We start from the raw sequence: 24,763 nt of genomic DNA, 5'->3' as shown, positions 1-24,763 counted from the left end.
CCTTCCCCTCTGCTGTCGGAAGGCGCCTGGTTAGCCTGGAACCATGACCGAGGCATCCCCCCACTCCACGGCATCCGTCGGTCCGCACCCGGGCACCCGCCCCCGGACGATCCGGGGGTGGGTCTTCTGGCCGGCCGCCGCGATCGCCCTGGCGTTCATCGCGTTCGCGATGCTGTTCCCGGATGCCGCGGAGGCGACCTTCGGGGCGGTGCAGACCTCGATCGTCTCCGCCTTCAACTGGTACTACGTGCTGATCGCCGCGTTCTTCGTGGTGTTCGCGCTGACCATGGGCTTCAGCCGATTCGGCGGCATCAAACTCGGGAAGGACGACGACGAGCCCGAATTCTCGACGATGTCCTGGTTCTCGCTGCTGTTCGCCGCCGGCATGGGCATTGGGCTCGTCTTCTACGGCGTGAGCGAGCCGCTGAGCCACTTCATCGATCCACGGCCCGGTGTCGCGGGGACGCCGAATCAGCTGGCGCAGCAGGCCATGTCGCAGACGTTCCTGCACTGGGGCGTGCACGCCTGGTCGATCTACGTCGTCATCGGCCTCGCCCTCGCCTATGCGTTCCACCGCCGCAAGCGTCCCCGCACCATCCGGTGGGCGCTGGAACCGATCCTCGGCGCCCGCCTCGTGCAGGGGGCGTGGGGCAACGCCGTCGACGTCGCCGCGCTCGTGGGGACGCTCTTCGGCGTCGCCACCTCGCTCGGCCTCGGCGTCATCCAGATCAGCGCCGGGCTCGACTACCTCGGCGTGGTGTCGCCGTCGGTGATCAGCGAGGCGATCATCGTCGGGATCATCACGGGCTTCGTGTTGTTCTCGGTGCTTTCGGGCGTCGGCAAGGGCATGAAATGGCTGTCCAACATCAACCTCGTGCTCGCCGGCGTGCTGATGCTCTACCTGCTGTTCACCGGCCCCACCGAGTTCCTCCTGCGCGACGTCGTGCAGTCGATCGGCAATTACATCCAGAACTTCGTGGGGTTGTCGTTCACCACCAGCGCCTATTCGGGTGAAGAGGGTGTCGCGTGGCAGGGCACGTGGACGGCGTTCTACTGGGGCTGGTGGATCTCGTGGGCACCCTTCGTGGGCATCTTCATCGCCCGCATCTCGCGCGGGCGGACGGTGCGCGAGTTCGTCACCGGAGTGATCCTGGTGCCCACCCTCGTCGGCATCCTGTGGTTCACGGTGCTGGGCGGCACCGCGATCTACGGCGAGCTGACCGGCACGGTGTCCCTGGTCGGTGCTGACGGCTCGGTCAACGTGTCGACGGCGCTGTTCCAGATGCTCCAGGGGGTGCCCGGCCCGGTCGTGCTGTCGGTCGGCTTCCTCATCTTGATCGGGATCTTCTTCGTCACCTCGGCCGACTCGGGCGCGCTGGTGATGGGCATGATCGCCACGGGCGGCGAGGAGGAGCCCAAGCGGTGGGTGCGCATCTTCTTCACCCTCGCGACCTCGCTCATCGCCTTCGCCCTGCTGCTGGCGGGTGGCCTTACCGCCCTGCAGACCGCGGCGATCAGCATCGCGCTGCCGTTCAGCGTCGTGCTGCTCGCCATCTGCGGCGCGACGGTCGTCGCCTTCCGCCGCGAGCTGCGGGCCTACGACAAGGCCGAGCGGGCGCAGCTGCGCGATTCGATCGGCGAGCACTACGGCCTCGAGGTGGAGGAGCCGAATCAGCGCGGGATCTTCGGCATCCCGATGCCGTGGGGCAGAGTTCGCGGGGCGGCGTCGACCGAGGGGGCGTCGACCAGGGAGGCCGCCGGACTCGACCGGAGCTGACGAGCGCGATCAGGCGGGAGCGGTCGCTCGTTCGAGGATGGTGTCGAGCGAGGCCGGCTGCAGGATCGCGTCGCTGGCGATCAGTGCGAGGCCGATCACCCCGGCGAGCGAGCCGAGGTCGGATCGGGCGATCGTGAGGTCGCGGGTGACGAGCGGCGTCGCGCGCTGGTAGACGCGTTCGCGGATGCCGGACATGAGCACCTCGTCGCAGTCGGCGAGCTGACCCGACAGCGCGATGGCACGGGGATTGAGGATGCTGACCAGATCGGCGATGGCGTCGCCGATGACCCGCCCGGCGCCGCGAACCCTCCTGACGGCGTCGATGTCACCGCGCGCCACCAGTTCGACGATGCCGCGGACGCCCGCGACCGTCAGCCCCGCCTGCTCGAGTTCGCGCTCGATCGCCCAGCCCCCCGCGTACGCCTCGACGCAGTCGAAGCTGCCGCACCGGCACTCGCGGGCGGGCGACTCCACGATGACGGGCGCGGGTGTGTCCGATGTCTCCCGCAGCACCCTTGTCTCCGCGGATGATCTGGCCGTTGAAGACGAGGCCGGCGCCGATGCCCGTTCCGAGCTTGAGGGCGATCACGTTGTCGAGGCGGTGATGACGTGCTTCGGCGACGGCGCGGGCGTTCGCGTCGTTCTCCACGATGACGGGGGCGGAGTACGCGCTCGCGAACCACGCGGCGATGTCGAAGCGATCCCATCCGGTCATGATCGGCGGATTGACCACGCGGTGCGCGGCGAACTCCACCGGCCCGGGGACGCCGATGGCGATGGCCCACACGTCCGTCTCCGGACGCAGGGAGCGGAAGCTCTCCAGGATCGCGCCCAGGACCGGCTCCGGCCCCTCCCAGACGTCGATCGCCACGTTCGCCTGCGCGAGGGGGGTTCCGGTGAGATCGCAGGCGGCCGCCGTGAATCCGGTCGCTCCGATATCGGCGCAGAGGATGACGGCCCGATCGGCGCGGAAGGCGAAGCGGCTCGAGGGGCGGCCTCCGGTGGACTCTCCCCCTTCCAGGGGGCGCAGCAGCCCCGCCGCCGTGAGGGCCGCCAGGCGATGGTTGATCGTCGAGCGGGACAAGCCCGACAGCGCGATGACATCGGTGCGGCTCAGCGCACCATGCTCTCGGAACAGCCCGAGCACGTCGCTCTCGTGCGATCCCACATCCGTCATCACGTCACCTCCTCGTCAGCGTGATCACATCGTAACCGAAACCTCAAAGACGGCTATCTTTTGTGTTGTGGCAATACGAAAGCGCGGCTACATTGATGTTACCGGCACGCAGTGGTGCCCCAACCTCCGAAGGACAGAGATGTTCCGCACCGACGCTTCGAAGCGCCGCATCGTCTCCCTGGCCGCGCCTGCTGCCGCCCTGGCGATCACGCTCGCAGGATGCTCCTCTCCGGCGACGACCGCGGAGGGCGCCTCCGGCTCGACCTCCATCGCCGCCGTCATCAAGGGCCTCGACAACCCCTTCTTCCAGGCCATGCAGGACGGCATCGAGGACACCGCCTCGACCGACGGCGTGACCGTCTCGGTGCAGGCGGCCGCCGACACCGGAGACTCCACCGGTCAGGCCGACAAGCTCGCCACCCTGGCCGGCCAGGACATGGGCTGCTTCATCATCAACCCCATCAGCGGGACCAACCTGATCCAGGCCCTCGCCCCGATCGCCGCCAAGGGCACCCCGGTCGTCAACATCGACCAGCCGCTCGACGCCGACGCGGCCTCCGCCGCCGGCGTCACCCCCGCCACCTACATCGGTACCGACAACGAAGCGGCCGGCGGCAAGGCCGGCGAGTTCGTCGCAAGCAAGGTCGCGGCCGGCGCGAAGGTCGCCGTGATCGGCGGCGTCGCCGGCAACGTCACCAGCGCCGCACGCATCGACGGCTTCAAGGCCGCGGCGAGCGGCCTTGACATCGTGCAGGAGGAGGCCGCCGACTGGAAGCGCGAGCTCGCGCTGACCAAGGCGACCGACATCATCGCCGCCAACCCCGACATCGCCGCCTTCTTCGCCGCGAACGACGACATGGGCCTGGGCATCGTCAAGGCCGTCGAGAACGCGGGCAAGACGGGCCAGATCGTCGTGGTAAGCGTCGACGGCAACAAGGACGCCCTCGAGTCCGTGGCCGCCGGCGGCCTGTCGGCCACCGTCGCCCAGTATCCCTTCGCGATCGGCCAGCTCGGCGTGCAGGCCTGCGAGGTCGCCGTGAACGGCGGCGAGCTTCCCGCGAACGTGGAGTCCCCCACCGCGCTGGTGACCGAGGACAACGCCTCCGACGCCATCTCGAAGTTCCCGCAGCCCTTCGAAGAGTTCACCAACCCGCTCGCCGACCTGCTCGGCTGAGGCCGATCGCCGCGCCGGGGCGGAGCGTCCTCCGCCCCGGCTTCCTTCTCCACCCTCTCGAGAAAGCCCGCTTTCGTCATGACATCTCCGTTGAGAACGACGACGCTCGACGTTCCCCCCACGCGCCTGGCCGCGCTGGGCAAGGACGCGCGCAGCCTCAGCTTCTGGGCAGAGAACGCCGCCCCCGTGGGGCTCGTCCTCCTGGTGATCGTGTTCGCGATCCTCAGCCCCTCCTTCCTGACCCTCGGCAACATCCAGGCGATGCTCATCGCGGCCGCGATCCTGGTGATCCTCGCCGTGGCGCAGGCCTTCGTCATCACCACCGGCGGGATCGACCTGTCGATCTCCGCCACCATGACTCTCGGCGCCGTGGGCTTCGGCCTGGCCTGGCAAGCCGGGTTCGGGTTCTGGCTGTCCGCGCTCGTCGCCATCCTCGCCGCGGGCGTGGTGGGTCTGGCCAACGGCCTGCTCATCGCCACCGGCAAGGTCACCGACTTCATCGCCACGCTCGGAACGCTGTCCGTGGCGACGGGCCTGGCCCTGATCCTCACCCAGGGCAAGCCGATCTCGTTCACCAGCCCCGAACTGCTGCGCCTGACCTCCGGCTCCCTCGGGATCTTCGGGTTCCCCTTCCTCATCGCCGTGGTCATCGCGGTGGTGTTCGGCATCGTGATGTTCCGCACGCGCTTCGGCCTGCACGTGCAGGCCGTCGGCGGCAGCGAGGAGGCGGCCGTCGCGAACGGCATCAACGCCTCCCGCGTGCGCATCGCGGTCTACGTCCTGGCCGCGGTCCTGGCCGGTGTGGCATCCATCCTGCTCGTGGCCCGTATCGGTGCCGCGGAGCCGGCCATCAACACGCAGTACCTGCTCAACTCCATCGCCGCGGTGGTGCTCGGCGGTGTCGCCCTCACCGGTGGCCGCGGCAAGATCGTCGGCCCCGTGCTCGGTGCCCTGCTGCTCACCGCACTCAGCAACGGGCTGACGCTCGTCGGTGTGTCCCAGTTCTATCAGCCGCTCGCCGTCGGTCTCGTCGTCGTGCTCGCCGCCCTTCTCACGAGGTTCCAGAAGAAATGACCACTGCCACTCCGGGCGGGAACGACATCGTCCTCTCCGCCGAGAAGATCACCAAGTCCTTCGGGGGCGTCCACGCGCTGCGCGGCGCGAGCATGACCATGCGTCGCGGCGAGGTCACCGCCCTCATCGGCGACAACGGTGCGGGCAAGTCCACGCTCGTGCGCTGCCTCTCCGGCATCCACAAGCCCGACACCGGCACCATCACCCTCGACGGTCGCGACGTGCACCTCGACACCCCGCTGGCCGCGCGCGAGCACGGGATCGAGACCGTCCAGCAGAACCTCGCCCTCGTCGAAGACCTCACCGTCTGGCAGAACTTCTTCCTCGGGCGCGAGAAGACGACCGGGTTCGGGCCGTTCCGCTTCCTCGACCGCAAGGCCATGCGTGCCACGGCGCAGGAGCTCGTGTCCGATCTCGCCGTCAACGTGCCGCCGGTGACCAGCAAGGTGCGCCGCCTGTCGGGCGGTCAGCGTCAGGCGGTGTCGATCGCGCGCGCCGCCGGGTGGGGCGGGTCGATCGTCATCATGGACGAGCCGACCGCAGCGCTCGGCGTGCAGGAGACGGCGCGCGTGGAGGGCACCATCCGCAAACTGCGCGACCAGGGCGTCGCCGTGCTGCTCATCAGCCACAACTTCGATCAGGTGCTGCGCCTGTCCGACCACGTCTGGGTCATGCGCGGGGGACTGGCCGTGGCCGAACGTCGCGCCGCCGAGACCGACGGCGACGAGCTGGTCGCGCTCATCACCGGCGCCAAGGCCGCCTGAAGCGATGGCACAGCGTTTCGGCATCCATGCCGGCGTGTGGGGGTTCGACTGGACCCCCGCCGCCGCCGACCGGGCCATCGGGGCGGCCGCCGCCGCGGGGTACGACCTCATCGAGATCCCCGCGATCGACCGGTCGATCCAGGACGCGCGCGACACGGCGCGGGCCTTGCAGGCCCACGGGATCGACGCCAGCGTGTCGCTCGCGCTGACCTTCGACGACGACATCTCGGATGCCGATGCCGCCCGGCGCGAGCGGGGGGAGCGCCGCCTCACGGAGGCGATGCACTTCGCTTCCGACATCGGGGCGACCTTCGTCGGCGGAGTGGTCTTCTCGGCGATGGGCCGTTACGACCGGCTCCCCACCGTCGAGGCGCGTGAGCGCTCGCTCGAGGTGCTCCGCCGCGTCGCCGCGATCGGCGAACGCACGGGTGTGACCCTCGGCGTCGAGTACGTCAACCGGTACGAGTCCAATCTGCTGAACACCGCCGCGCAGACGGCCCGCTTCGTCGACGACATCGGCGCGTCCAACGTCGTCGTGCATCTGGACACGTTCCACGCGGCGATGGAGGAGCGCAGCCTGACCGAGGCGGTGGAGGCCGCCGGACACCGGCTCGGTTACCTCCACGCCAGTGAGAGCCACCGCGGCATCCTCGGCACCGGCACCATCGACTGGACGCGGCTCCTCTCCGACCTCGCGGACGCCCGCTTCGACGGACCCATCACGGTCGAGTCGTTCTCACCCGTCGTCATCGGCGACGAGTCGTCCATCGACATCGGTCTCTGGCATCCGCACTGGTCCGACCCCGACGCGCTGGCGGCCGACTCCCTCGCCTTCCTGCGGTCGCGTCTGGCCGAGACCGTCCCCGCTTGATCCTCCCCATCCCTCGTCCTCTGTAAGGAAACCACCATGTCCACCAACCCCCTCGGCGTCCACGCCCTCGTCTTCGCGGGCGGCACGACGCCCGATGACATGAGCGTCATCATCGACCAGACGCGCGACGCCGGCTACGACATCCTCGAGCTCTCGCTCCACGACGCCACCTCCCTCGACGTCGCCGACGCGCGGACCAAGCTCGAGGCCGCCGGTCTCGGCATCGTCTGCTCGCGCGGTCTCGCCTTCGCCGCCGACGTCTCCAGCGACGACCCCGAGGTGGTCGCGCGCGGCGCCAAGCTGCTGCAGGACTCACTGCAGATCACGTACGACCTCGGCGGCACGCACTTCACCGGTGCCCTGTACAGCGCCTTGGGCAAGTACGGCCACCAGCTGTCGAGCGCCGGCCGGGCCAATGTCGTCGCCACCCTGAAGGACCTCGCCGTCGAGGCGCAGGCGAAGGGCATGACGCTCGGTCTCGAGATCTGCAACCGCTACGAGACCAACGTCATCAACACCGCCGCCGACGCGCTGCGACTCGCCGACGACATCGGGCACGACAACGTCGTCATCCACCTGGACACGTACCACATGAACATCGAGGAGGACGATCTCGTGCGTCCCGTGCACCTGGTCGGTGATCGCCTGGGGTACGTGCACATCGGCGAGAACCACCGCGGCTACCTCGGTTCGGGTCACCTCGACTTCACGGCGTTCTTCCACGCCCTCGCCGACATCGACTACACCGGCCCCATCACCTTCGAGTCGTTCTCGTCGGCGGTCGTCTCGCCGACCCTGTCGAACGACCTCGCGATCTGGCGCAACCTGTGGAACGACGGTCCGGCACTCGCCCGCCACGCGCTCGCCTTCATGTCGGCGCAGATCGAAGCGGGTCATGGCGCCTGACGCCCCTCCCGCGCTCGCGGTCGCGGCGCTGGCCGCGCGCGTCGAAGCGGCCGCGGCCGAGCGGGATGGACGTTTCCTCCTCGGCATCGCGGGGAGCCCCGGCGGGGGCAAGACGACCCTCGCCGCGGCTGTCGTCGCGGCACTGAACGAGCGCCGCGGCGGTGGGGCCGCGGCGCTTCCGATGGACGGTTTCCATCTCGCGAACGCCTCGCTCGACCGGCTCGACCGTCGTGAGCGCAAGGGAGCGCTGGACACCTTCGACGGATGGGGGTTCCTCGCTCTCCTGCGTCGTGTGCGAGAGGAGACGGATCACACGGTCTACGCGCCGAGCTTCCGGCGCGAGGTCGACGAGGGGGTCGCGGGCGAGATCGCGATCCAACCGGCGGCGCGCATCGTCGTCGTGGAGGGGAACTATCTGCTCGTCGAGGACGAGCCGTGGGGGCGAGTCCGGGGGGCGCTCGACGAGGTCTGGTTCTGCGAGACACCGTCGGCGGAACGCGAGGCGCGACTGATCGACCGCCATACCCGGGGCGGGCGCACGCCGGAAGCAGCGGCCGCCTGGGCGCGCGAGGTCGACGGGGTCAATGCGGTCATGATCGAGGCCACTCGCTCACGCGCCGACCTGATCGTCTCGGGCACGACGGGCGAGGTGCTCGTCGGCGATTGATCGTCGTCGCACCGACGCCCCGTGCCATTGCGGCGCGGGGCGTCGTGGTGCGCGCCGCCCCGCGGTCGACGCTCGCGCGGGTCGATCGTCCTGACGATTCCCGTGTCGTCGGACGGCATCGGGCGAGCGCGCGGGTTGGCTTCGTGTCGACATAGGCGTATAGTCCACGTGGACTAGTCGACACGGACCATGAGGAGGACGGATGCCGGACGCGACCCGCCTCACCCCGCTCGCGGTCATGATCCTCGCCACGCTCCGCGAGGCCGACATGCACCCGTACGAGCTGATGCGCCTGTTGAAGGAGCGCCGCGACGATCGCCTCGTGCCCCTGCAGAAGGGCACGATCTACCACACCGTCGCGCGGCTCGAGCGGGACGGCCTGCTCGCCGAGGTCGGCGTCGACCGCGACGGCAATCGCCCCGAGCGCACGACGTACACCCTCCTGGATGCCGGTCGTCACGCCGTCGAGCACTGGGTGCGGTCGGAGTTGCCGCAGATCGACCGGCCCAGCGACTTCCGCGTCGCGCTCTCGGAGGCCCACAATCTCGAGCGCGACGAGGTCGTCGCCCTGCTCGATCGACGCCGTGCGTTGCTCATCTCCTCCGTCGAGGAGCACCGCGCGGGCCTTGGGAGGGCCGCCGAGAGCGAGACTCCCGAGCAATTCCTCGTCGAACTGCAGCGGCAGGCCGCTCTGCTCGACGCCGAGGTCGCATGGCAGGACTCGCTCCGAGCGCGCCTGTCCGATCGCTCCCTGCCGTGGGGCATCGCCGAGATCCCCGAACACATCCAGAAGAAGCACCGCGTCTCAAAGGAGACCACCCCATGACCAATTCCCGCGCCGCCTCCGCGGCATCCCCGTCTTCCGGGTCGATCCGCACCGGATCGTTCACGACCCCGGCCAAGAGCCCCTGGCCCGCCCTCTGGGCGCTGGTCATCGGCTTCTTCATGATCCTGGTCGACACCACGATCGTCTCGGTCGCGAACCCCGCCATCAAGGCCGCGCTCGACCCGAACACCAACAACCTCGACAACGTCGTGTGGGTCACCAGCGCCTACCTGCTGACCTACGCCGTGCCCCTGCTCATCACGGGTCGACTCGGCGACCGCTTCGGCCCCAAGAACGTTTACCTCGCGGGTCTGGCGCTCTTCACCCTCGCCTCCCTCGCGTGCGGCCTGTCGTCGTCGCTCGAGATGCTCATCGTCGCCCGCGCCGTGCAGGGCCTGGGTGCTGCGCTCGTGACGCCGCAGACCATGGCCGTCATCACCCGCACGTTCCCGCCCCAGCGCCGAGGCGCGGCGATGGGCCTCTGGGGTGCGACCGCCGGCGTGGCCGTGCTGGTGGGTCCGCTCGCGGGCGGGCTGCTCGTCGACGGCCTCGGGTGGGAGTGGATCTTCTTCATCAACATCCCCGTGGGTGTCATCGGATTCATCGCGGCGCTCATCCTCGTGCCGCAGCTGCCCCGCACCGCGCACAAGTTCGACATCCTCGGTGTGGTGCTGAGCGCCATCGGCCTGTTCCTCATCGTGTTCGGCCTGCAGGAGGGCGAGCACTACGCCTGGGCGGCGTGGATCTGGCTCATGGTCGCCGCCGGTGTCGTGGTGATGGGCGTCTTCATCTGGACCCAGCGCCGCACGAGCGAGCCTCTGGTGCCGCTCGAGCTCTTCCGGGACCGCAACTTCTCGGTCGCGAACCTCGCGATCGCCACGGTGGGTTTCACCGTCACGAGCATGGCGCTGCCGCAGATGTTCTACCTGCAGCTCGCGCGGGGTCTGACGCCCACCGAGGCAGCCCTGCTGCTCGTGCCGCTCGCGATCCTCTCGGGCGTGCTCGCACCCTTCGCGGGCAAGCTCCTCGACCGCACCGACCCGCGCTTCCTCCTCGTGCCGGGGCTGCTGCTGGTCGCGGGTTCCCTGGGCATCTACGTCGCCCTGATCCTGAACGACGCGCCCATCTGGGTGTTCCTCATCCCGTCGGCGCTCATGGGTGTCGGAAACGCCGGCATGTGGGGGCCGCTGGCCACCACCGCGACGCGCAATCTGCCGCCGCGTCAGGCCGGCGCCGGTGCGGGCATCTACAACACGACCCGCACCGTCGGCTCGGTCATCGGCTCGGCATCCATCGCCGCGTTCATGCAGGCCCGTCTCGAGGCGAACCTGCCGGGTGCCGCCGACGCGTCGGCGAGCTTCGGTGGCGGTTCGGTGCCGCCGCAGGTGGTGCAGGGCTTCTCGCAGGCGATGGGGCAGTCGCTGCTGCTCCCGGTGGCCGTGATCGTCGTGGGTCTTGTGGCCGTGCTGTTCATGCGGCGCCCCTCGGTGATCCGCCCCCACGGGTCTCCGCGTGACGCGGCTCCGGCGCAGGCGCAGGCCGCGCCGGCCGCGGCAGGCGAGTAGCGACGACTCGAGAACGCCGTCGTCCCGTCGAGGGGCGGCGGCGTTCGTCGTTCCCGCGTCAGCGGGGGTCGGGCTATTGACTTATACGGCACTATAGTCAAAATGGACAACGGATGCCGCGACACGGTCGTCCACTCCCGCCCGACGCCCGAAGGAGCCCGACCTTGACCGCCACCGCCACCGCCACCGCCCCACGCCGTTCCGCCCCGACCGCCGCGCACCCCGCCGCGGCGTCCTGGCCCCGCACCGCCGGCATCCCGATCCTCGCCGGAGGGGTCATGCTCACCGGCGCCACCGCCCTCGAGGTCGGCGCCGACGTGGCGACCGATCCGGCACCGGCGGCCGCCTTCTGGGTGCTGTTCCTCGGCAGCGTGCTCGCCCAGATCGCCGCGATGTTCCCCCTCGCCCTCGGGCGCGGTGATGGCCATGGCGCCGTGGGCTCGTCGCTCGTCGGCAAGCTCGCGCTGCTCGGTTTCGGTGCGTTCCTGCTCGCCAACCACAGCCTCTACCTCGTCGTGACCTACCTCATGCCGACCGCGACGCCCAGCGTCGGCGCGATGGCCTTCGTGCTCGGCGTGAGTGCCGTGCAGGGCATGCTGCTCGTGCTCGGCGGCGTCGCGATCGCCCGGGCGGGTGTGCTTCGCGGCGCGGCGCGGTGGGCGATCCTCGTCCTCTCGCTCGTCGGCTTCGCCCTCGGCGCCGTCGCCAACGACCCCTCCAGCCAGCTGCTGACTGACGCGATGTACTTCGTCTCGACCGGGGCCCAGATCGTCGCGGGGACCCTCATCGCCCGGGCGGACGTCAGCGCCGCGAAGTAGCGTTCTCCACGTGCCCCGCAGCTATCACTCCCCCCGGCGGCAGGCGGATGCCGCCGCCACCCGCGCGAACATCGTCGATGCGGCGGCCCGTCTGTTCATCCGGGACGGATACGTGGCCACCTCGATCAAGGCGATCGCCGCCGAGGCGGGGGTGTCGATCCCGACGGTGCACCTCAACGGCCCCAAGCACTCGCTGCTCATCGCGGCTTTCGAGCGCACGTTCGCGGGAGACGAGGGACGGCATTCCCTCGCCGAGCGCCCCGAACTTGTCGCGATCATGAGCGAGCCCGACACCGACACCGCCATCGCGCGGTACGTCGACTTCCTGATCGAGGCGAATCAGCGCTCCGCGGCCATCGTCCGGGCCATGCTCGCCGCCGCCGACAGCGACGAGGAGGTGCGCACGGCTTATGAGGATCTCGAGCTGCGCCGCCACCGCGACATGACCATCGCGGCCGGTTGGTTCCTGCAGCGCGACCGCATCCGCGTCGACCAGGTCGCGCTCGCGGCCGACGTCCTGGGCCTCATCACGGGCCCCGACCCCTGGACGCACTTCACCGTCGCGCGCGGATGGGATGTCGACGCCTATCGTTCGTGGCTGACGGCGCAGCTGGGTCACCTCGCCGACAACCTCTCGTAGCCCTGCCCGCGCGGCGGGCCCGTCATCGAAGGACAGAAGACATGACCCGTTCCGCTCTGCTGTGCAGCATGCCCGCCGTCGGCCACGTGGGCCCGCTGCTCGTCGTCGCCCGAGAACTCCACCGACGCGGATGGCGCGTGCGCATGCTCACCGGCGCGAACTACCGACGGATGGTTCAGGATGCCGGCATCCCCTTCCTTCCGCTTCCGCCCGAGGCCGACACGCTCGACGGGGTCGGCGCGGGCGACGACCAACGCGATCGCGGGCTGGCCACCATCAACCGCGGGGTCGAGCGGGCGTTCGTCGACCCCGCGGCGCCGGCGGCCGCGGCGCTCGATGAGATCCTGCGTCACGAACCCGCGGACGTCGTCCTGCACGACATGACCTTCCTCGGTGTGCAGACGCTGTTCGCGCGCCATCCGTCCGACCGCCCGCTCACCGTTCTCTGCGGCATCGGGCCCGCCGGCTTCTCCAGTCGCGACACGGCACCGTACGGGCTGGGGATCACGCCGCTCGCGCATCCGTTGCTCAACCGCCTGCGCAATCGCATCCTGGGCGTCACGGCGAAAGCCGTACTGCGGCCGGTGCACCGCTCGCTCGACGAGTTCCTCATCGGGGTGGGTGCGCCACCGCTCGCTGGCGCGTTCTTCATGGATGCCCTGTCGCGCAGCGACCTGCTCGCGCAGTTCACGGTCGCGGAGTTCGAGTACCGTCGCAGCGACGCACCCGCCCACCTGCGCTTCTACGGGCCGATGGCCACCGCCGCGACGCACCCCACCCCCGCGCCGGCCTGGTTCGACGACCTCGACCCCGCCCTCCCTCTCGTGCACGTCACGCAGGGCACGGTCGCCAACACCGACTACAGCGAGGTGATCGAGCCGACCCTCACCGCCCTGGCCGACCTCCCCGTGCAGGTCGCGGTGACGACGGGCGGCCGTCCCGTCGATACGCTGCCCGTCCTCCCCGCGAACGCGTTCGCCGCCGCCTACCTGCCCTACGACGACCTCCTCGCCCGCACCAGCGTGCTGGTGACGAACGGCGGCTACGGGGGTCTGCACCACGCGATGCGCCACGGCGTGCCGATCGTCATCGCCGGCGACTCGGAAGACAAGGTCGAGACCTCCGCACGCGTGCAGCACGCCCGCGTGGGGGTGAACCTGCGCACCGGACGCCCGACTGCGGATGCCGTGCGCTCGGCCGTTCAGCGCGTCCTCGCCGACCCGTCCTTCGCGGCGAACGCCCGACGCATCGGTGAGGCCATCGCTGTCGCGCCGGGCGCGTCGGGGCTCGTCGACGACATCGAGGCGATGCTCGCCGCTCAGGAGTGACCTCGAGGCGCCGGGGCAGCCCTTGGGGCGCGGGGTGCCGCCCCGGGCTCATCGAGACATCGAGGCGATCTTCGCGCCGCGACGGTGACATCCTGGCGTCAGGATTTCCCCGTCGACGAGGGTGTCTCGGCCGCGGTCACCCCCGCCGCACGCACACCAGAGCGCCGACGGGTCGCGCGCCGCGCGTCTCGCGCGTGTGGGTCTCGACGACGTCGAAGCCCGCGGCATCCACGCGCCGGCGGATCTCCGCGACCGGCCACCGGTAGGCCGTTGCGACGGCATGGTCGAATGCCTCGACCTCCGCCCCCGTGAAGAAGCCGAGCAGCAGACCGCCGTCCGGCCGGACGACGCGGGCGAACTCGCCCAGCGGCGTCTTGAGGGAGCCGGGGTCGTGATGGATGGTCGAGAACCACGACAGGATGCCGCCGAGTGACGCGGATGCCGCGTCGAGGTCGTCGATGCTTGCGAGGCGGAACGGGATGCCGGGATGCGCCGCCGCGGCGTGGGCGATGAATCGCGGCACGAGGTCGACGCCGCTGACATCGAGGCCCCGATCGGCGAGATGAGCCGTCCAGTGGCCCGGTCCGCATCCCGCGTCGAGGACCGGCCCGGTGAGGGTCGACGCCCAGGTGTCGACGAGCTGCCGGTCGGAGGGGTGGACGGCCTCCATCGACCCGAGCAGGTGGATGTATTCGTCGGCGCGCGCCTCATACGCAGCGGTGGTGGTCCGCACCGGTCGAGGCTACGGCGTGATCGAGTCGACGAACACCCGCGCCTCGTCGATGAGCTGCACCCAGCGCTCCGCCCCGGCGTCGAGCGGGATCTCCGCCCACTCGCGCATCGGCCTGTCGCGCATGACCATGGGCGCGCCGACGCCCTCGCCGACCACTTCGCCGACCCGCCGTTCCGGCAGCTTCACCACGAGCGAGCCGTTGTGCACCACGAACGCGAAGACCTTCCCGCGGATCCGCAGCCCCTCGGTGCCGAACATCCGGCCGATGTCCACGCCGGGCAGCGCGCACAGGCGGTCGGCGATCGGGTCGAACACCTCGCGGCCCCGTGCCATGGCATCCCTGTCGACCATGGCCGACACGTTAGCGGCGCGCGCGGGATGGGGCGAGGGAAGGGGGTCCCAGGGGTGCGCGGGCTTGGCCGGGTGCGCGGGTGCGCGCGGGGTGTGCGGGGTGCGGACGCGCGCGGGGTGCGGGTGGCGCGGGCGGTGCGGTGCCGGGGCGGTGATGGGCGGAGGAGATGTGGCGAGGGGAGGACGGGTGCGGCACGGGCGTCCTCCGCTGGCCCCCGGTCCTCCCTCGGGCACGGTCGGCGCGGGTGTCGCGGGAAGATGCGGGTCGCCGGGGGTTGCGGGGGGCCTCGACGTCGGGTCGCCGAAAAGTGATGGGCGGAGGAGATGTGGCGAGGGGAGGACGGATGCGGCTTTCCGCGTCCTCCGCTGGTCACATGTTCTCCCTCGGGCACGGCCTCGGGCAGGGCCGGCGCGACTAGCTCAGGGCGACCTTCGCGGCGATATCGGTGCGGAACTGCCCGCCCTCGAGGCCGATCCGCTCGAGCCCGGCGTAGGCGGCCTCACGCGCCTCGGCGAACGTCGTTCCGGTGGCGACGACGCTCAGCACGCGGCCGCCGGTCGCGACGAGTTCTCCGTCGCGGAGCGCCGTCGCGGCGTGGGCGACGTGGACGCCGTCGACCTCCTCGGCCTCGTCGATGCCCGTGAGCACGCGGCCGGTGATCGGCGCCTCGGGATAGCCCTCGCTGGCGAGCACGACGGTGACGGCGGTGGCCTCCGCGAAGGCGGGGCGCGGCTCGTCCTCGAGGGTGCCGGATGCCGCGGCCAGCAGCAGACGCGACAGCGGGTCGACCAGTCGCGGCAGCACGACCTGGGTCTCGGGGTCGCCGAAGCGGGCGTTGAACTCGATGACCTTCACGCCCCGCTCGGTGAGGATGAGGCCGGCGTAGAGCAGTCCGATGAACGGGGTGCCCTCGGCATCCATCTGCCGGATGACGGGCTCGGCGATCTCGCGCGTGACGTGCTCGACGAACTCGTCTTCGCCGCCGAAGCGCTCGCTGAGCCAGGGCAGCGGCGAGTAGGCGCCCATGCCGCCGGTGTTGGGGCCTGCGTCGCCGTCGAGCAGGCGCTTGAAGTCCTGCGCGGGGCTGAGCGGGGCCACGTGGTCGCCGTCGCTGAGGAAGAACAGCGACACCTCGGGTCCCGACAGGAACTCCTCGATCAGCACGGCGCCGTTCGGCAGATAGGTCTGGGCGTGCGCGACGGCGGCGTCGCGGTCGGACGTGACGATGACGCCCTTGCCCGCGGCCAGCCCGTCGGCCTTCACCACGTACGGGGCGCCGTACTCGTCGAGGGCGGCTTCGACGGATGCCACGTCGTGCGCGCGCGCGGAACGTCCGGTGGGGACGCCCGCGGCATCCATGATCCGCTTGGCGTAGGTCTTCGAGCCCTCGAGCTGCGCGGCGGCTTTGCCCGGACCGAAGACGGGGATGCCGTGGGCGCGCAGCGGATCGGCGACCCCGGCGACGAGCGGAGCTTCGGGACCGACGACGACCAGATCGACGGCCTCGGCCTTGGCGAACTCGAGGACCGCGGTGGGGTCGAAGGGATCGAGGTCGACCAGGTGGGCCTCGCGCGCGATGCCGGCGTTGCCGGGGGCCGCGAAGATCGCGTGCTGCTCCTCCTCGGAACGCAGGGCGAGGATGATGGCGTGCTCGCGCGCGCCCGAACCGAGGACCAGGATTCTCACCCCGTCAGCCTATCGAGCGACGCCGACACGGCCTTCCGCGGACACGACGCAGGGTCCCCGCCGAGCGTCCCACGGTTCTCGCGGTCGCGCGCCGCGCGCGATCGGCGGTTCTCCTGCCTTGGGTCAAGGTGCGGCTTGTGACGGGGCGCGTGCAGTGGGGCCCGAGCGTGACGTGGCGCGCGGCGTGCCCCGATCGTGACGTGCCGCGGGCGGCTGTGCCCCGACCATGACGTGGCGCGGCGGGCCCCGACGGGGCGCGGGCCGGCGACGCTCACCGAGCCCGAGGACGCGGGTAGCGTGGATGCCATGCCTCCCCGCCGCATCGAGACCGGAGACGGTCGTGCAGCGCTCGCCGCCGTCGCCGCGGGTGACGCGCCGCGCCCCGCGACCGCCACGGCGGTGCGGTACCTGCTGCAGTTGCTCGTCGAGAAGGCCCCGGGCAACTCCGTGGAGATGCGGGTGCCGCCTTTCGGTGCGGTGCAGGTGATCGAGGGCCCGCGTCACACGCGGGGCACTCCGCCCAACGTCGTCGAGACCGACGCCGCCACCTGGATCGCCGTCGCGACGGGCCAGGAGCACTGGGCGGATGCCGTGACGGCGGGCCGGATCGTCGCCTCCGGCGTGCGCGCCGACCTGAGCGCACTGCTGCCCCTGCGGCCGTAGCCCCGCCGCCCCGCTGCCGGGATGCCCGCCGAGACGACACGTTCTGCCCGAGATTACGCGTCGTTCGCGCGAACAGCGGGTCATCTCGCGCAGAACGTGTGATCTCGGCGCGGGGGAGCCGGCCCGCGCCACCGGTGACCGGCGTCTCGACGCCGAAAAGCCACGACCCGCGGTCACGTCGGCGGTGGGAGAATGGGCGCATGGCCGATCAGCCCCTCCCCGAACGACCGGTGTACGTCCGCGACGACATCGAGACCGCGACCGTGCGTCGCGCCCCGAAGTACGGTGTGTTCCTCGCGGCGGGGGCGTTCCTCGGCATCCTGGTCGCCCTCATCCTCACGGTCGCGATCGACGGATCCGACATCAGCCCGTACACCCAGGTGGTGTACTCCGAGCTGCAGGTGTTCGGCTTCACCGCGCTGATCTGCGTGGTCGCGGGCATCGCCCTCGGGGCGATCGTGGCGCTGGTGTTCGAGCGGGTGCTCGGTCGCCGCACGCGTCGCGTCATCGTCGACCACGAGCAGTACGAGATCTGACGCTCAGGCCAGCTCCGCGATGATCGGGTGGATCGCGGTGTCGAAGGCCACGACATCGCTGCGCAGTCCGTCGGTCACCGCCACCGTCAGCGAGCCGATCCACCACACCCCGCGCTGCGACAGCGGCAGCACCTGAACGTTCAGCTCGAACGAATGCGCGCGCCGGCCGACCGTCCGCTCGTGCGCCGCGATCGCGCTGGCGTACGCCCGGTACGACACCCCCGGCCGGGCGGCGGACTCCCGCCCGTAGCGGTCGTGCGCGAGCCGGGCGAAGTCGACCGCGTCGTCGGCGTGCGCGGAGATGGCCCGGCGGAGCACGTCGGCACCCTCGACGGGCAGGGCGATGAGGCCCTCGAAGCCGTCGACCAATTCCAGCGGCACCGGTGACGGATGCGCCTGCGGCTCGACGGTCATCGCCCAAAAGCCGCGCCACTCCCGCTCGAGCTGTGCGTGCGCGGCATCCGTCCGCCGGTCGAGCGCGTACGACGGAACCCGCCTGAGCATCGGCAGCTCCTCGGGAGAGCGGATGCCGAGCACCTGGCGCAGATACAGGGCGACGAGCACCGACTTGGCCGCGTCTTCGCGGATCACCCACTCCGGCTGGCCGCCCGTCATGGCGTCATTGTAGGGACGCGTCGAGCCCTGCGGGATAGGCCTTGCGGACACCGGCCGCTGTTCGCGAGCAGACGATGCTGCGCGCAACGGGATCCTTCCTTCGTCCTCGGTCCTCCGTTCCTCACCCGTGGTGCCTCCCCGGCCGCGCGGCGCGGGCGCGCGCCGACCCCGGGTATCCTGGGGGTGTGGCTTCCGCTCCCCACGAGAACCCCTATTCCGCTGCCGGCGTCGACACTGCCGCCGGAGACCTCGCCGTCGAACTGATGAAGTCCGCGGTGCGCCGCACGCACGGCCCCGAGGTGCTCGGTGGCGTGGGCGGCTTCGCCGGCCTCTTCGACGCCTCCGCGCTGCGCGACTACGCCAAGCCGCTGCTCGCGACCAGCACCGACGGCGTCGGCACCAAGGTCGCCATCGCGCAGGCCATCGACAAGCACGACACGATCGGCGAAGACCTCGTCGGCATGGTCGTCGACGACATCGTCGTGGTCGGGGCGCGCCCGCTGTTCATGACCGACTACATCGCGTGCGGCAAGGTCGTGCCGACGCGCATCGCCGACATCGTCGCGGGCATCGCGCGCGGCTGCTCCGCCACCGGCACCGCGCTCGTCGGCGGCGAGACCGCCGAGCACCCGGGCCTGCTCGGCATCGACGACTACGACGTCGCGGGAGCGGCGACCGGTGTCGTCGAGGCCGACCGCGTCCTCGGCGCCGACCGCGTGAAGAGCGGCGACGTCGTGCTGGCGCTCGCCTCCAGCGGCCTGCACTCCAACGGTTACTCACTCGTGCGCCACATCATCACCGGCGCGGGCATCGCCTACGGTGCGGCCTCGGACGACCTCGGCGGCACGTGGGGCGAGGCGCTGCTCGAGCCCACCCGCCTCTACACCTCCCCGCTGCTGCGCCTGCTCGGCGATGCGGCGGTGGGTTCCGGCATCCATTCGCTCAGCCACGTCACCGGGGGCGGCATCGCGGCCAACCTCGCCCGCGTCCTTCCGCAGAACACGTGGGTCGACGTCGATCGCTCGACGTGGAGCCCGCTCCCGGTCTTCCGGGTGCTGGCCGACATCGGCGGGCTCGAGCTGACCTCGACCGAGGGCACCTGGAACCTCGGCATCGGCTTCCTCGCCGTCGTCGCACCCGAGACCGCGGATGCCGCGATCGCGGCGCTCACGGCCGAGGGCATCGCCACGTGGCAGATCGGCGTCGTCCGCGACGACGCGCGGCCCGAGGGCGAGTACGAACAGGGCGCGAAGGGCGTCGACGGGGGCGCGGTGCGCCTGGTCGGCTCGTACGCGGATGCCGGTGCGCCGGCGAACGGAGCGAAGTAACACCCCATGTGCGGCATCGTCGGCATGGCCGGGCAGGGCCCGGTCAACCAGGAGATCTACGACGCGCTCCTCCTCCTCCAGCACCGGGGACAGGACTCGACGGGCATGGCCACGGCCGAGTCCAGCGGCGTGTTCCACATCCACAAGGCCCGCGGCCAGGTGCGGGAGGCCTTCCGCACCCGCGACATGCGCGCCCTGCTCGGCGACATCGGTCTCGGCCACGTGCGCTACGCCACCAAGGGCACCGCGTCGAACGAAGAAGAGGCGCAGCCCTTCTACGTCAACGCGCCCTACGGCATCGTGCTCGTGCACAACGGCAACCTCACGAACACGCGCGAGCTCACCCAGGAGCTGTTCAGCAAGGACCGCCGCCACCTCAACACGAGCAGCGACACCGAGCTGCTGGTGAACATCCTCGGTTCCGAGCTGCAGTCCGAGATCGCCGGGCCCGACCTCGATCCCGAGCAGGTCTTCCGCGCCGTCGGGCGCGTGCACGAGCGCGTCGAAGGCTCGTACGCCTCCATCGCCCTCATCGCCGGCTACGGCCTGCTCGCGTTCCGCGACCCGTTCGGCATCCGCCCGCTCATCCTCGGCAAGCGCCCGGCAGCACAGGTGCCCGGTGGCGAGCCGCGCGACGAATGGATCGTGGCGTCCGAGTCGCTCGTGCTCGAGAACGCCGGCTTCGAGGTCGTGCGCGACATCGAGCCCGGTGAGGCGGTCTTCATCGCCCTCGACGGCACGATGCACGCGCGGCAGTGCGCGACGAATCCGACGCTCGCGCCGTGCTCGTTCGAGTACGTGTACCTCGCCCGCCCCGACTCCGTCATGAACGGCGTCTCGGTGTACGAGACGCGCCTGCGCATGGGTGAGCGCCTCGCCGACACGGTCGCGAAGTACACCCCCGCCGGCGCGATCGACGTGGTCATGCCGATCCCCGACTCCGCGCGCCCCGCGGCGATGCAGGTGGCGCGCAAGCTCGGCATCGAGTACCGCGAGGGCTTCTACAAGAACCGCTACGTCGGCCGCACGTTCATCATGCCGGGCCAGGCGGTGCGCAAAAAGAGCGTGCGTCAGAAGCTCAACGCCATGTCGACGGAGTTCCAGGGTAAGAACGTGCTGCTCGTCGACGACTCGATCGTGCGCGGCACCACCAGCCGCGAGATCATCCAGATGGCTCGGGATGCCGGTGCCCTCAGCGTGACGTTCGCCTCGGCCGCTCCGCCGGTGCGGTTCCCCCACGTGTACGGCATCAACATGCCCTCGCGTCACGAGCTCGTCGCCCACGGCCGCACGATCCCCGAGATCGCCGAAGAGCTGGGCTGCGACTACCTGGTGTACCAGGAGGTCGAGGATCTCAAGGCGGCCATCATGGAGGGTACCGACCTGGTCGACCTCGACATGAGCTGCTTCGACGGCCGGTACGTCACGGGCACCGTGTCGGAGGAGTACCTCGCCTGGGTCGAGGGCAGCCAGGAGTCTTGACCCGCCGCGGGGCGGGGATGTTCGCGCTCGCCGCGACAGCCGTCGTCCTGCTCGCACTGACTCTTCGGATCGCCGTCGCGTCGCTGTCGCCGCTGCTGACGGCGATCCAGCGCGACTTCGACGTGCCCGCCGCGGTGGTCGGGCTGATCGGCATGGCGCCTCCGGCGGCGTTCGCGCTCGCGGGGATGTTCGCCCCCGCGATCGAGCGCCGCATCGGCTTGGAACGCCTGGTGCTCGCGGCCGCGGTGATCGCCGCGGTCATGCTCGTGCTGCGGGCGATCGCGGTCGACGCGGTGGGTCTGCTGGGGGCGACGGCGGGAGTGTTCGCCGCCGTCGGTGTGGCCAACGTGCTGCTCCCTGCCGTCGTGAAGAAGTACTTCCCGGGCCGCATCGGTCTGCTGACCACCGTGTATTCGAGCGCCATGGCGATCGCGACGTTCGTCCCGCCGCTCGTGGCCGTTCCCCTGGCCGACGCGATCGGCTGGCGCGGGTCCTTCCTGGTGTGGGCGGCGATCGCCGTGGCGGCCGTCGTGCCGTGGGTCGCGATGAGCCTGCGCGCCCGCGCGGCACGCGACGACGTGGTCGAGGAGCCGCGGGCCTCGGTGCTGTCGCGCGTCGTGCGCGTGCCGCAGACCTGGGCGCTCGTCGCGACCTTCGCCGTCAACTCGTCGGTGGCCTATGGACTCTTCGCCTGGCTCCCGCCGATGCTGATCGACATCGCGGGCGTGGATGCCGCCGAGGCGGGCGGCCTGCTCGCGCTCTTCTCGTTCATGGGCATGCCGGTGGCGCTCATCGTTCCGCTGCTCGTCGGACGCCTGCGGCGCACGACGCCGTTCTACGCGGTCGCGCTGCTCGCCGGGGTCGTCGGCATCGTGGGCCTGCTGTTCGCGCCGACCGCAGCGACGACCCTGTGGGTCGTGCTCGTCGGGCTGGTGCCGCTGATGTTCCCGATGGTGCTGGTGCTCTTCGGCCTCCGCACGCGCTCCCACGAAACGGCCGTCGCTCTCAGCGGGATCGTTCAGAGCGTCGGTTACGGCATCGCCGCGCTGATGCCGCTGTCGATCGGTCTGACGCACGAGCTCACCGGCGGGTGGACCGCGGGGATGGTGCTGATCGGTGCGGCGGTGCTGTGCATCATCCCCGCATCCGTCATCGTCGCGCGCAACGAGACGATCGAAGAGGCATGGGAGCGCCGAACCGGGCGCGCGTGGGCCGACGACACCTGATCGGGTATTTTCCGCGCCGCTGCGCTCACCGGCTCGCGACGGGGGAGGCTCTCAGGCCTTTTCGTCTTCGTATTCGTCGCTGTACTGGTCGGCCCACTTGTCGACGTACGCGTCTTCACCCGTTTCGGGTGCGCCCAATTCGCGCTCGAGAGCCGAGTAGTTCACCGAATAGGTGTCGTACTTCAGCTCACGGGCGATCTTGGTGTTCTTCGCCTTCTGACGGCCACGCCCCATGCGAGACCCCCTCACGATCGACGTCGAGGGCCGCGCTGTGGGCCCTGCGTATTGCGGTTCCGGACCGAGCCGGTAAGAGTAACACCCAGGATATCACGGCGCATTCCGGCTCCGCCGTCGTGCGGCCTCCGCCCGCGTCGGCGGGCGCCTGAGAGGAGTTTCCATGACCGATCAGCCCCGTCCCCCGGTGGGACCCGTGATCGCCGGCGTCGTGCCCGGGCAGTCGACGCGCGTGGTGCGCGAGGCGGCGCGTCAGGCGGCGCTCGCGCATGTCGAGCTCATCGTCGTGCACGTCGACACCACGAGGTTCGTCGCGTTCGAAGACCCCGACGGTTACGTGCACTCATCGACGCTCGACGTCGCGGGGGCCGCGGCCAAGGCGGCGCTCGACGACGTGCGGCGGTCCGCGGAGAAGACGCTCGCCGACGAGACGGTGACGTGGAGCGTCCGGCAGGAGATCGGCGATCCGGCGCTCGCGCTCATCCGCCTCGCCGATGCCGTGGGTGCCTCGGTGCTGGTGGTGGGGACACGCAGACGGGGCCTCGGGGAGTCACTGCGCGAATTCCTCACCGGATCGGTCGCCGCCCGGCTCAGCCACCGCCAGCGCCGACCGGTGCTCGTCGTCCCGCAGGGCGACCCGGTCGGCGCCGACGATCAGCTGCCGTGGGAGTGACGCTCACCCGCGCATCGCGTGGGCGACGGCCTCGGAGGCCTGTCGCAACGCCGCTTCGATCTCATCGACTCCGGATGCCGTGAGCTCGCCGCCGCGGGCGACGTGCGACCGCAGCTCCGAGCGCACGCGACCCCGGAACTCAGTGATGGCCGCGTCCGCGCGCGACAGCTGCTCGCGGCTGCGCGCCCGGGGGTCGTCGGCCTGCGCGGCCTGAGCCTGCTCCCGTTCCTCGCGAGACGCGGCGGCGAGGTCGGCGCGCAGGCTCCGCATGGCATCCCGAACGCTCCCCCGTACCTCGTCGGCGATGAGGCGGACACTGTCGGCCAGGCCCGCCTGGATGCCCTCCAGGTCTCCGGTGCGGTCTGCGACCTCGGCTCGGCCGGCATCCGTGATCTCGTAGACGGTCTTGCGTCCGTCGACGGTCTTGGTGACCAGGCCTTCCTCCTCGAGCTTGGACAGACGGGGGTAGATGGTGCCGGCGGAGGGCGAGTAGGTGCCGCCCGTGCGCTCGGTGAGCGCCTGCATGAGGTCGTAGCCGTGGCGCGGCGCCTCGTCGAGCAGGCTCAGGATGTACAGGCGCAGGTCGCCGTGCGAGAAGACGGGGCTCATCACCACTCCTCCTCTCCGGCGAGCTCCTCGGGACGCAGGCCCGAGATTCCCCGGCGCAGCACCGTGATCTCGCCCGAGACGGTGTTGGCGCGCACGTCGACGAACGACCCGGCGAGGGCGCCGGTCGACCCGGTGAAGCTGGTGGGCCCCTTGCCGGAGCGCACCTGGCCGTCGATCTGCACGCGGCCGCTCACCGAGCGCGAGACGTAGTTGGCGGGAAGCGAGCGGTCCAGCCGCACGGTCGCCGTGCCGCTGACGGAGTTGAGCGAGATGGACTGCGTCGGTCCGGTGGAGTCGACGAGCATTGCGCCCGAGACGGTGTCGATCGAGGCTTTCGTGATGCGACCGGTCGCGGCGACATCACCCGACACGCTGTTGGCGCTGAGGCCTCCATCAAGCTCGCGCACCTGCACGTCGCCCGAGACGGCGTTCAGGTCGACGTCGCCGACCAGGCCGTCGACCATGATGTCGCCCGAGACGGTGTTGAGGCGCGCGCCGCTGCGCAGGCCCGAGACCAGCGCGCTCGCACTGACGACGCCGAGCGTCAGGGCGACGGTGCGGGGGACCGCGACACTGACCTCGGCCTTGGGGCCGCCCGCGCCGAAGTTGCGGAACACCTCGAGGAAGTTGTCCCACCGCAGCTGCGGGTGGTCGATCTCGAGGCGGCCGTCGGCCAGCTCGATGCGGAGATCTTTCACGGTGACCCCGTGCACCTCGATGCGCGTGTCGGTCTCGTCGTGCGCGATCACGTCGACCTGGCCGCCGACCAGGCCGATCTTGAGCTCGCGCACGGCATCAAGGTCGATGACGCGCGTCTCTCCCGGGTGGATGATCCACTTCTCCATTACTGGGCTCCTCACTCGCGATATATCGCGTTGAGCCGAGTATCGCGATATATCGCGTTTACGTCAAGGGTGCGAGCGGGGATGCTCCCTCGCACGCGGTTCCGCACCTGGGCCGTCGCCCACCTTCCGTGGCGACGGGCGAACGCTCGGGGCGGAAACACGGATGCCACGCGCTGACGTGAGCGCGTGGCATC

At 70.7% G+C, this 24,763-nt stretch carries 26 protein-coding genes and 1 pseudogene; 18 read left to right on the top strand and 9 right to left on the bottom strand.

Going from position 1 to position 24,763, the window contains the following annotated elements:
- Window positions 1-43 precede the first annotated feature (43 nt).
- On the top strand, window positions 44-1,777 hold the full coding sequence (locus QE392_RS02050) for a BCCT family transporter (protein WP_307447151.1): 1,734 nt from the start codon (window positions 44-46) through the stop codon (window positions 1,775-1,777).
- Between the two features lie 9 nt (window positions 1,778-1,786).
- Here QE392_RS02050 and QE392_RS02045 read toward each other — a convergent pair whose 3' ends face one another.
- Window positions 1,787-2,251, bottom strand: a complete 465-nt coding sequence (locus QE392_RS02045; RefSeq protein ID WP_373426430.1) for an ROK family protein — start codon at window positions 2,249-2,251, stop codon at window positions 1,787-1,789.
- Window positions 2,252-2,264: 13 nt separating this feature from the next.
- Window positions 2,265-2,954, bottom strand: a pseudogene (locus QE392_RS02040) (ROK family protein); the annotation flags it as partial.
- A gap of 139 nt (window positions 2,955-3,093) precedes the next feature.
- Between QE392_RS02040 and QE392_RS02035 the strand changes: the two are divergent.
- From QE392_RS02035 to QE392_RS01985, 11 genes are all read left to right on the top strand, one after another.
- Window positions 3,094-4,128, top strand: coding sequence for a sugar ABC transporter substrate-binding protein (locus QE392_RS02035; protein ID WP_307447146.1), 1,035 nt, complete (start codon window positions 3,094-3,096; stop codon window positions 4,126-4,128).
- A 78-nt stretch (window positions 4,129-4,206) separates the two neighbouring features.
- Complete coding sequence (locus QE392_RS02030; RefSeq protein WP_307447143.1) at window positions 4,207-5,202, top strand: ABC transporter permease; 996 nt, start codon at window positions 4,207-4,209, stop codon at window positions 5,200-5,202.
- Window positions 5,199-5,966 carry an ATP-binding cassette domain-containing protein gene (locus tag QE392_RS02025; RefSeq protein ID WP_307447139.1) on the top strand — a complete coding sequence of 256 codons (768 nt, stop codon included), beginning with the start codon at window positions 5,199-5,201 and terminating at the stop codon, window positions 5,964-5,966. Before QE392_RS02030 ends, QE392_RS02025 begins: the two co-directional genes overlap by 4 nt.
- A 4-nt stretch (window positions 5,967-5,970) precedes the next feature.
- Window positions 5,971-6,837, top strand: a complete 867-nt coding sequence (locus tag QE392_RS02020) for a sugar phosphate isomerase/epimerase family protein (protein WP_307447136.1) — start codon at window positions 5,971-5,973, stop codon at window positions 6,835-6,837.
- Between the two features lie 36 nt (window positions 6,838-6,873).
- A complete protein-coding gene (locus tag QE392_RS02015) occupies window positions 6,874-7,743 on the top strand; it encodes a sugar phosphate isomerase/epimerase family protein (protein WP_307447131.1) in 870 nt (289 codons plus the stop codon).
- On the top strand, window positions 7,733-8,410 hold the full coding sequence (locus QE392_RS02010; protein ID WP_307447127.1) for a nucleoside/nucleotide kinase family protein: 678 nt from the start codon (window positions 7,733-7,735) through the stop codon (window positions 8,408-8,410). The genes QE392_RS02015 and QE392_RS02010 overlap by 11 nt, the downstream gene beginning before the upstream one ends.
- Window positions 8,411-8,612: 202 nt before the next feature.
- Window positions 8,613-9,236 carry a PadR family transcriptional regulator gene (locus QE392_RS02005; protein ID WP_307447124.1) on the top strand — a complete coding sequence of 208 codons (624 nt, stop codon included), beginning with the start codon at window positions 8,613-8,615 and terminating at the stop codon, window positions 9,234-9,236.
- The gene (locus QE392_RS02000; protein ID WP_307447119.1) at window positions 9,233-10,801 is read left to right on the top strand and encodes an MFS transporter; all 1,569 of its coding nucleotides are present in this window, start codon (window positions 9,233-9,235) and stop codon (window positions 10,799-10,801) included. The genes QE392_RS02005 and QE392_RS02000 overlap by 4 nt, the downstream gene beginning before the upstream one ends.
- A gap of 164 nt (window positions 10,802-10,965) precedes the next feature.
- Window positions 10,966-11,619: a hypothetical protein gene (locus QE392_RS01995; protein ID WP_307447117.1), complete on the top strand. Its 654-nt coding sequence runs from the start codon at window positions 10,966-10,968 to the stop codon at window positions 11,617-11,619.
- 10 nt (window positions 11,620-11,629) lie between these two features.
- Window positions 11,630-12,259, top strand: coding sequence for a TetR/AcrR family transcriptional regulator (locus QE392_RS01990; protein ID WP_307447113.1), 630 nt, complete (start codon window positions 11,630-11,632; stop codon window positions 12,257-12,259).
- 41 nt (window positions 12,260-12,300) lie between these two features.
- Window positions 12,301-13,587 (top strand): glycosyltransferase, encoded by a 1,287-nt coding sequence (locus QE392_RS01985; protein ID WP_307447109.1) that lies wholly within the window; start codon window positions 12,301-12,303, stop codon window positions 13,585-13,587.
- Window positions 13,588-13,723: 136 nt separating this feature from the next.
- Here the strand turns inward: QE392_RS01985 and QE392_RS01980 are convergent, their stop codons facing one another.
- From QE392_RS01980 to purD, 3 genes are all read right to left on the bottom strand, one after another.
- Window positions 13,724-14,320 carry a class I SAM-dependent methyltransferase gene (locus QE392_RS01980; protein WP_307447105.1) on the bottom strand — a complete coding sequence of 199 codons (597 nt, stop codon included), beginning with the start codon at window positions 14,318-14,320 and terminating at the stop codon, window positions 13,724-13,726.
- Between the two features lie 9 nt (window positions 14,321-14,329).
- Window positions 14,330-14,671, bottom strand: a complete 342-nt coding sequence (locus tag QE392_RS01975; RefSeq protein ID WP_307447102.1) for a hypothetical protein — start codon at window positions 14,669-14,671, stop codon at window positions 14,330-14,332.
- A 415-nt stretch (window positions 14,672-15,086) separates the two neighbouring features.
- Window positions 15,087-16,358 (bottom strand): phosphoribosylamine--glycine ligase, encoded by a 1,272-nt coding sequence (gene purD, locus QE392_RS01970; protein WP_307447098.1) that lies wholly within the window; start codon window positions 16,356-16,358, stop codon window positions 15,087-15,089.
- Between the two features lie 306 nt (window positions 16,359-16,664).
- Between purD and QE392_RS01965 the strand changes: the two genes are divergently transcribed.
- Together QE392_RS01965 and QE392_RS01960 are read left to right on the top strand one after the other, a co-directional pair.
- Entirely contained in the window at window positions 16,665-17,021 is a 357-nt protein-coding gene (locus QE392_RS01965) for a sterol carrier family protein (RefSeq protein ID WP_251536524.1), read from the top strand.
- Between the two features lie 200 nt (window positions 17,022-17,221).
- Complete coding sequence (locus tag QE392_RS01960) at window positions 17,222-17,557, top strand: potassium transporter Trk (protein ID WP_307447094.1); 336 nt, start codon at window positions 17,222-17,224, stop codon at window positions 17,555-17,557.
- 3 nt (window positions 17,558-17,560) lie between these two features.
- Here QE392_RS01960 and QE392_RS01955 read toward each other — a convergent pair whose 3' ends face one another.
- Window positions 17,561-18,172, bottom strand: coding sequence for a zinc-binding alcohol dehydrogenase (locus QE392_RS01955; protein ID WP_307447092.1), 612 nt, complete (start codon window positions 18,170-18,172; stop codon window positions 17,561-17,563).
- A gap of 185 nt (window positions 18,173-18,357) precedes the next feature.
- Between QE392_RS01955 and purM the strand changes: the two genes are divergently transcribed.
- The 3 genes from purM to QE392_RS01940 are packed head-to-tail and all read left to right on the top strand — an operon-like array spanning window position 18,358 to window position 22,208.
- Window positions 18,358-19,500 (top strand): phosphoribosylformylglycinamidine cyclo-ligase, encoded by a 1,143-nt coding sequence (gene purM, locus QE392_RS01950; RefSeq protein WP_307447090.1) that lies wholly within the window; start codon window positions 18,358-18,360, stop codon window positions 19,498-19,500.
- A gap of 6 nt (window positions 19,501-19,506) precedes the next feature.
- A complete protein-coding gene (gene purF / locus QE392_RS01945) occupies window positions 19,507-20,982 on the top strand; it encodes an amidophosphoribosyltransferase (protein WP_307447087.1) in 1,476 nt (491 codons plus the stop codon).
- A complete protein-coding gene (locus tag QE392_RS01940) occupies window positions 20,979-22,208 on the top strand; it encodes an MFS transporter (protein WP_307447084.1) in 1,230 nt (409 codons plus the stop codon). The genes purF and QE392_RS01940 overlap by 4 nt, the downstream gene beginning before the upstream one ends.
- Window positions 22,209-22,259: 51 nt before the next feature.
- Here QE392_RS01940 and QE392_RS01935 read toward each other — a convergent pair whose 3' ends face one another.
- The gene (locus QE392_RS01935; protein ID WP_307447081.1) at window positions 22,260-22,442 is read right to left on the bottom strand and encodes a DUF3073 domain-containing protein; all 183 of its coding nucleotides are present in this window, start codon (window positions 22,440-22,442) and stop codon (window positions 22,260-22,262) included.
- A 163-nt stretch (window positions 22,443-22,605) separates the two neighbouring features.
- Here QE392_RS01935 and QE392_RS01930 point away from each other — a divergent pair, with 163 nt between their 5' ends.
- On the top strand, window positions 22,606-23,115 hold the full coding sequence (locus tag QE392_RS01930) for a universal stress protein (protein ID WP_307447078.1): 510 nt from the start codon (window positions 22,606-22,608) through the stop codon (window positions 23,113-23,115).
- Between the two features lie 3 nt (window positions 23,116-23,118).
- On the opposite strand, the gene QE392_RS01925 is transcribed toward QE392_RS01930, so the two are convergent.
- Both QE392_RS01925 and QE392_RS01920 read right to left on the bottom strand, forming a co-directional pair.
- Window positions 23,119-23,724: a PadR family transcriptional regulator gene (locus tag QE392_RS01925; RefSeq protein WP_307447075.1), complete on the bottom strand. Its 606-nt coding sequence runs from the start codon at window positions 23,722-23,724 to the stop codon at window positions 23,119-23,121.
- On the bottom strand, window positions 23,724-24,569 hold the full coding sequence (locus tag QE392_RS01920) for a DUF4097 family beta strand repeat-containing protein (protein ID WP_307447072.1): 846 nt from the start codon (window positions 24,567-24,569) through the stop codon (window positions 23,724-23,726). Before QE392_RS01920 ends, QE392_RS01925 begins: the two co-directional genes overlap by 1 nt.
- Window positions 24,570-24,763 lie beyond the last annotated feature (194 nt).

Source organism: Microbacterium proteolyticum (assembly GCF_030818075.1).
Classification (GTDB): domain Bacteria; phylum Actinomycetota; class Actinomycetes; order Actinomycetales; family Microbacteriaceae; genus Microbacterium; species Microbacterium proteolyticum_A.
The sequence above is the reverse complement of the archived record's forward strand: the minus strand, read 5'-3'. Positions and strand labels throughout refer to the sequence as shown.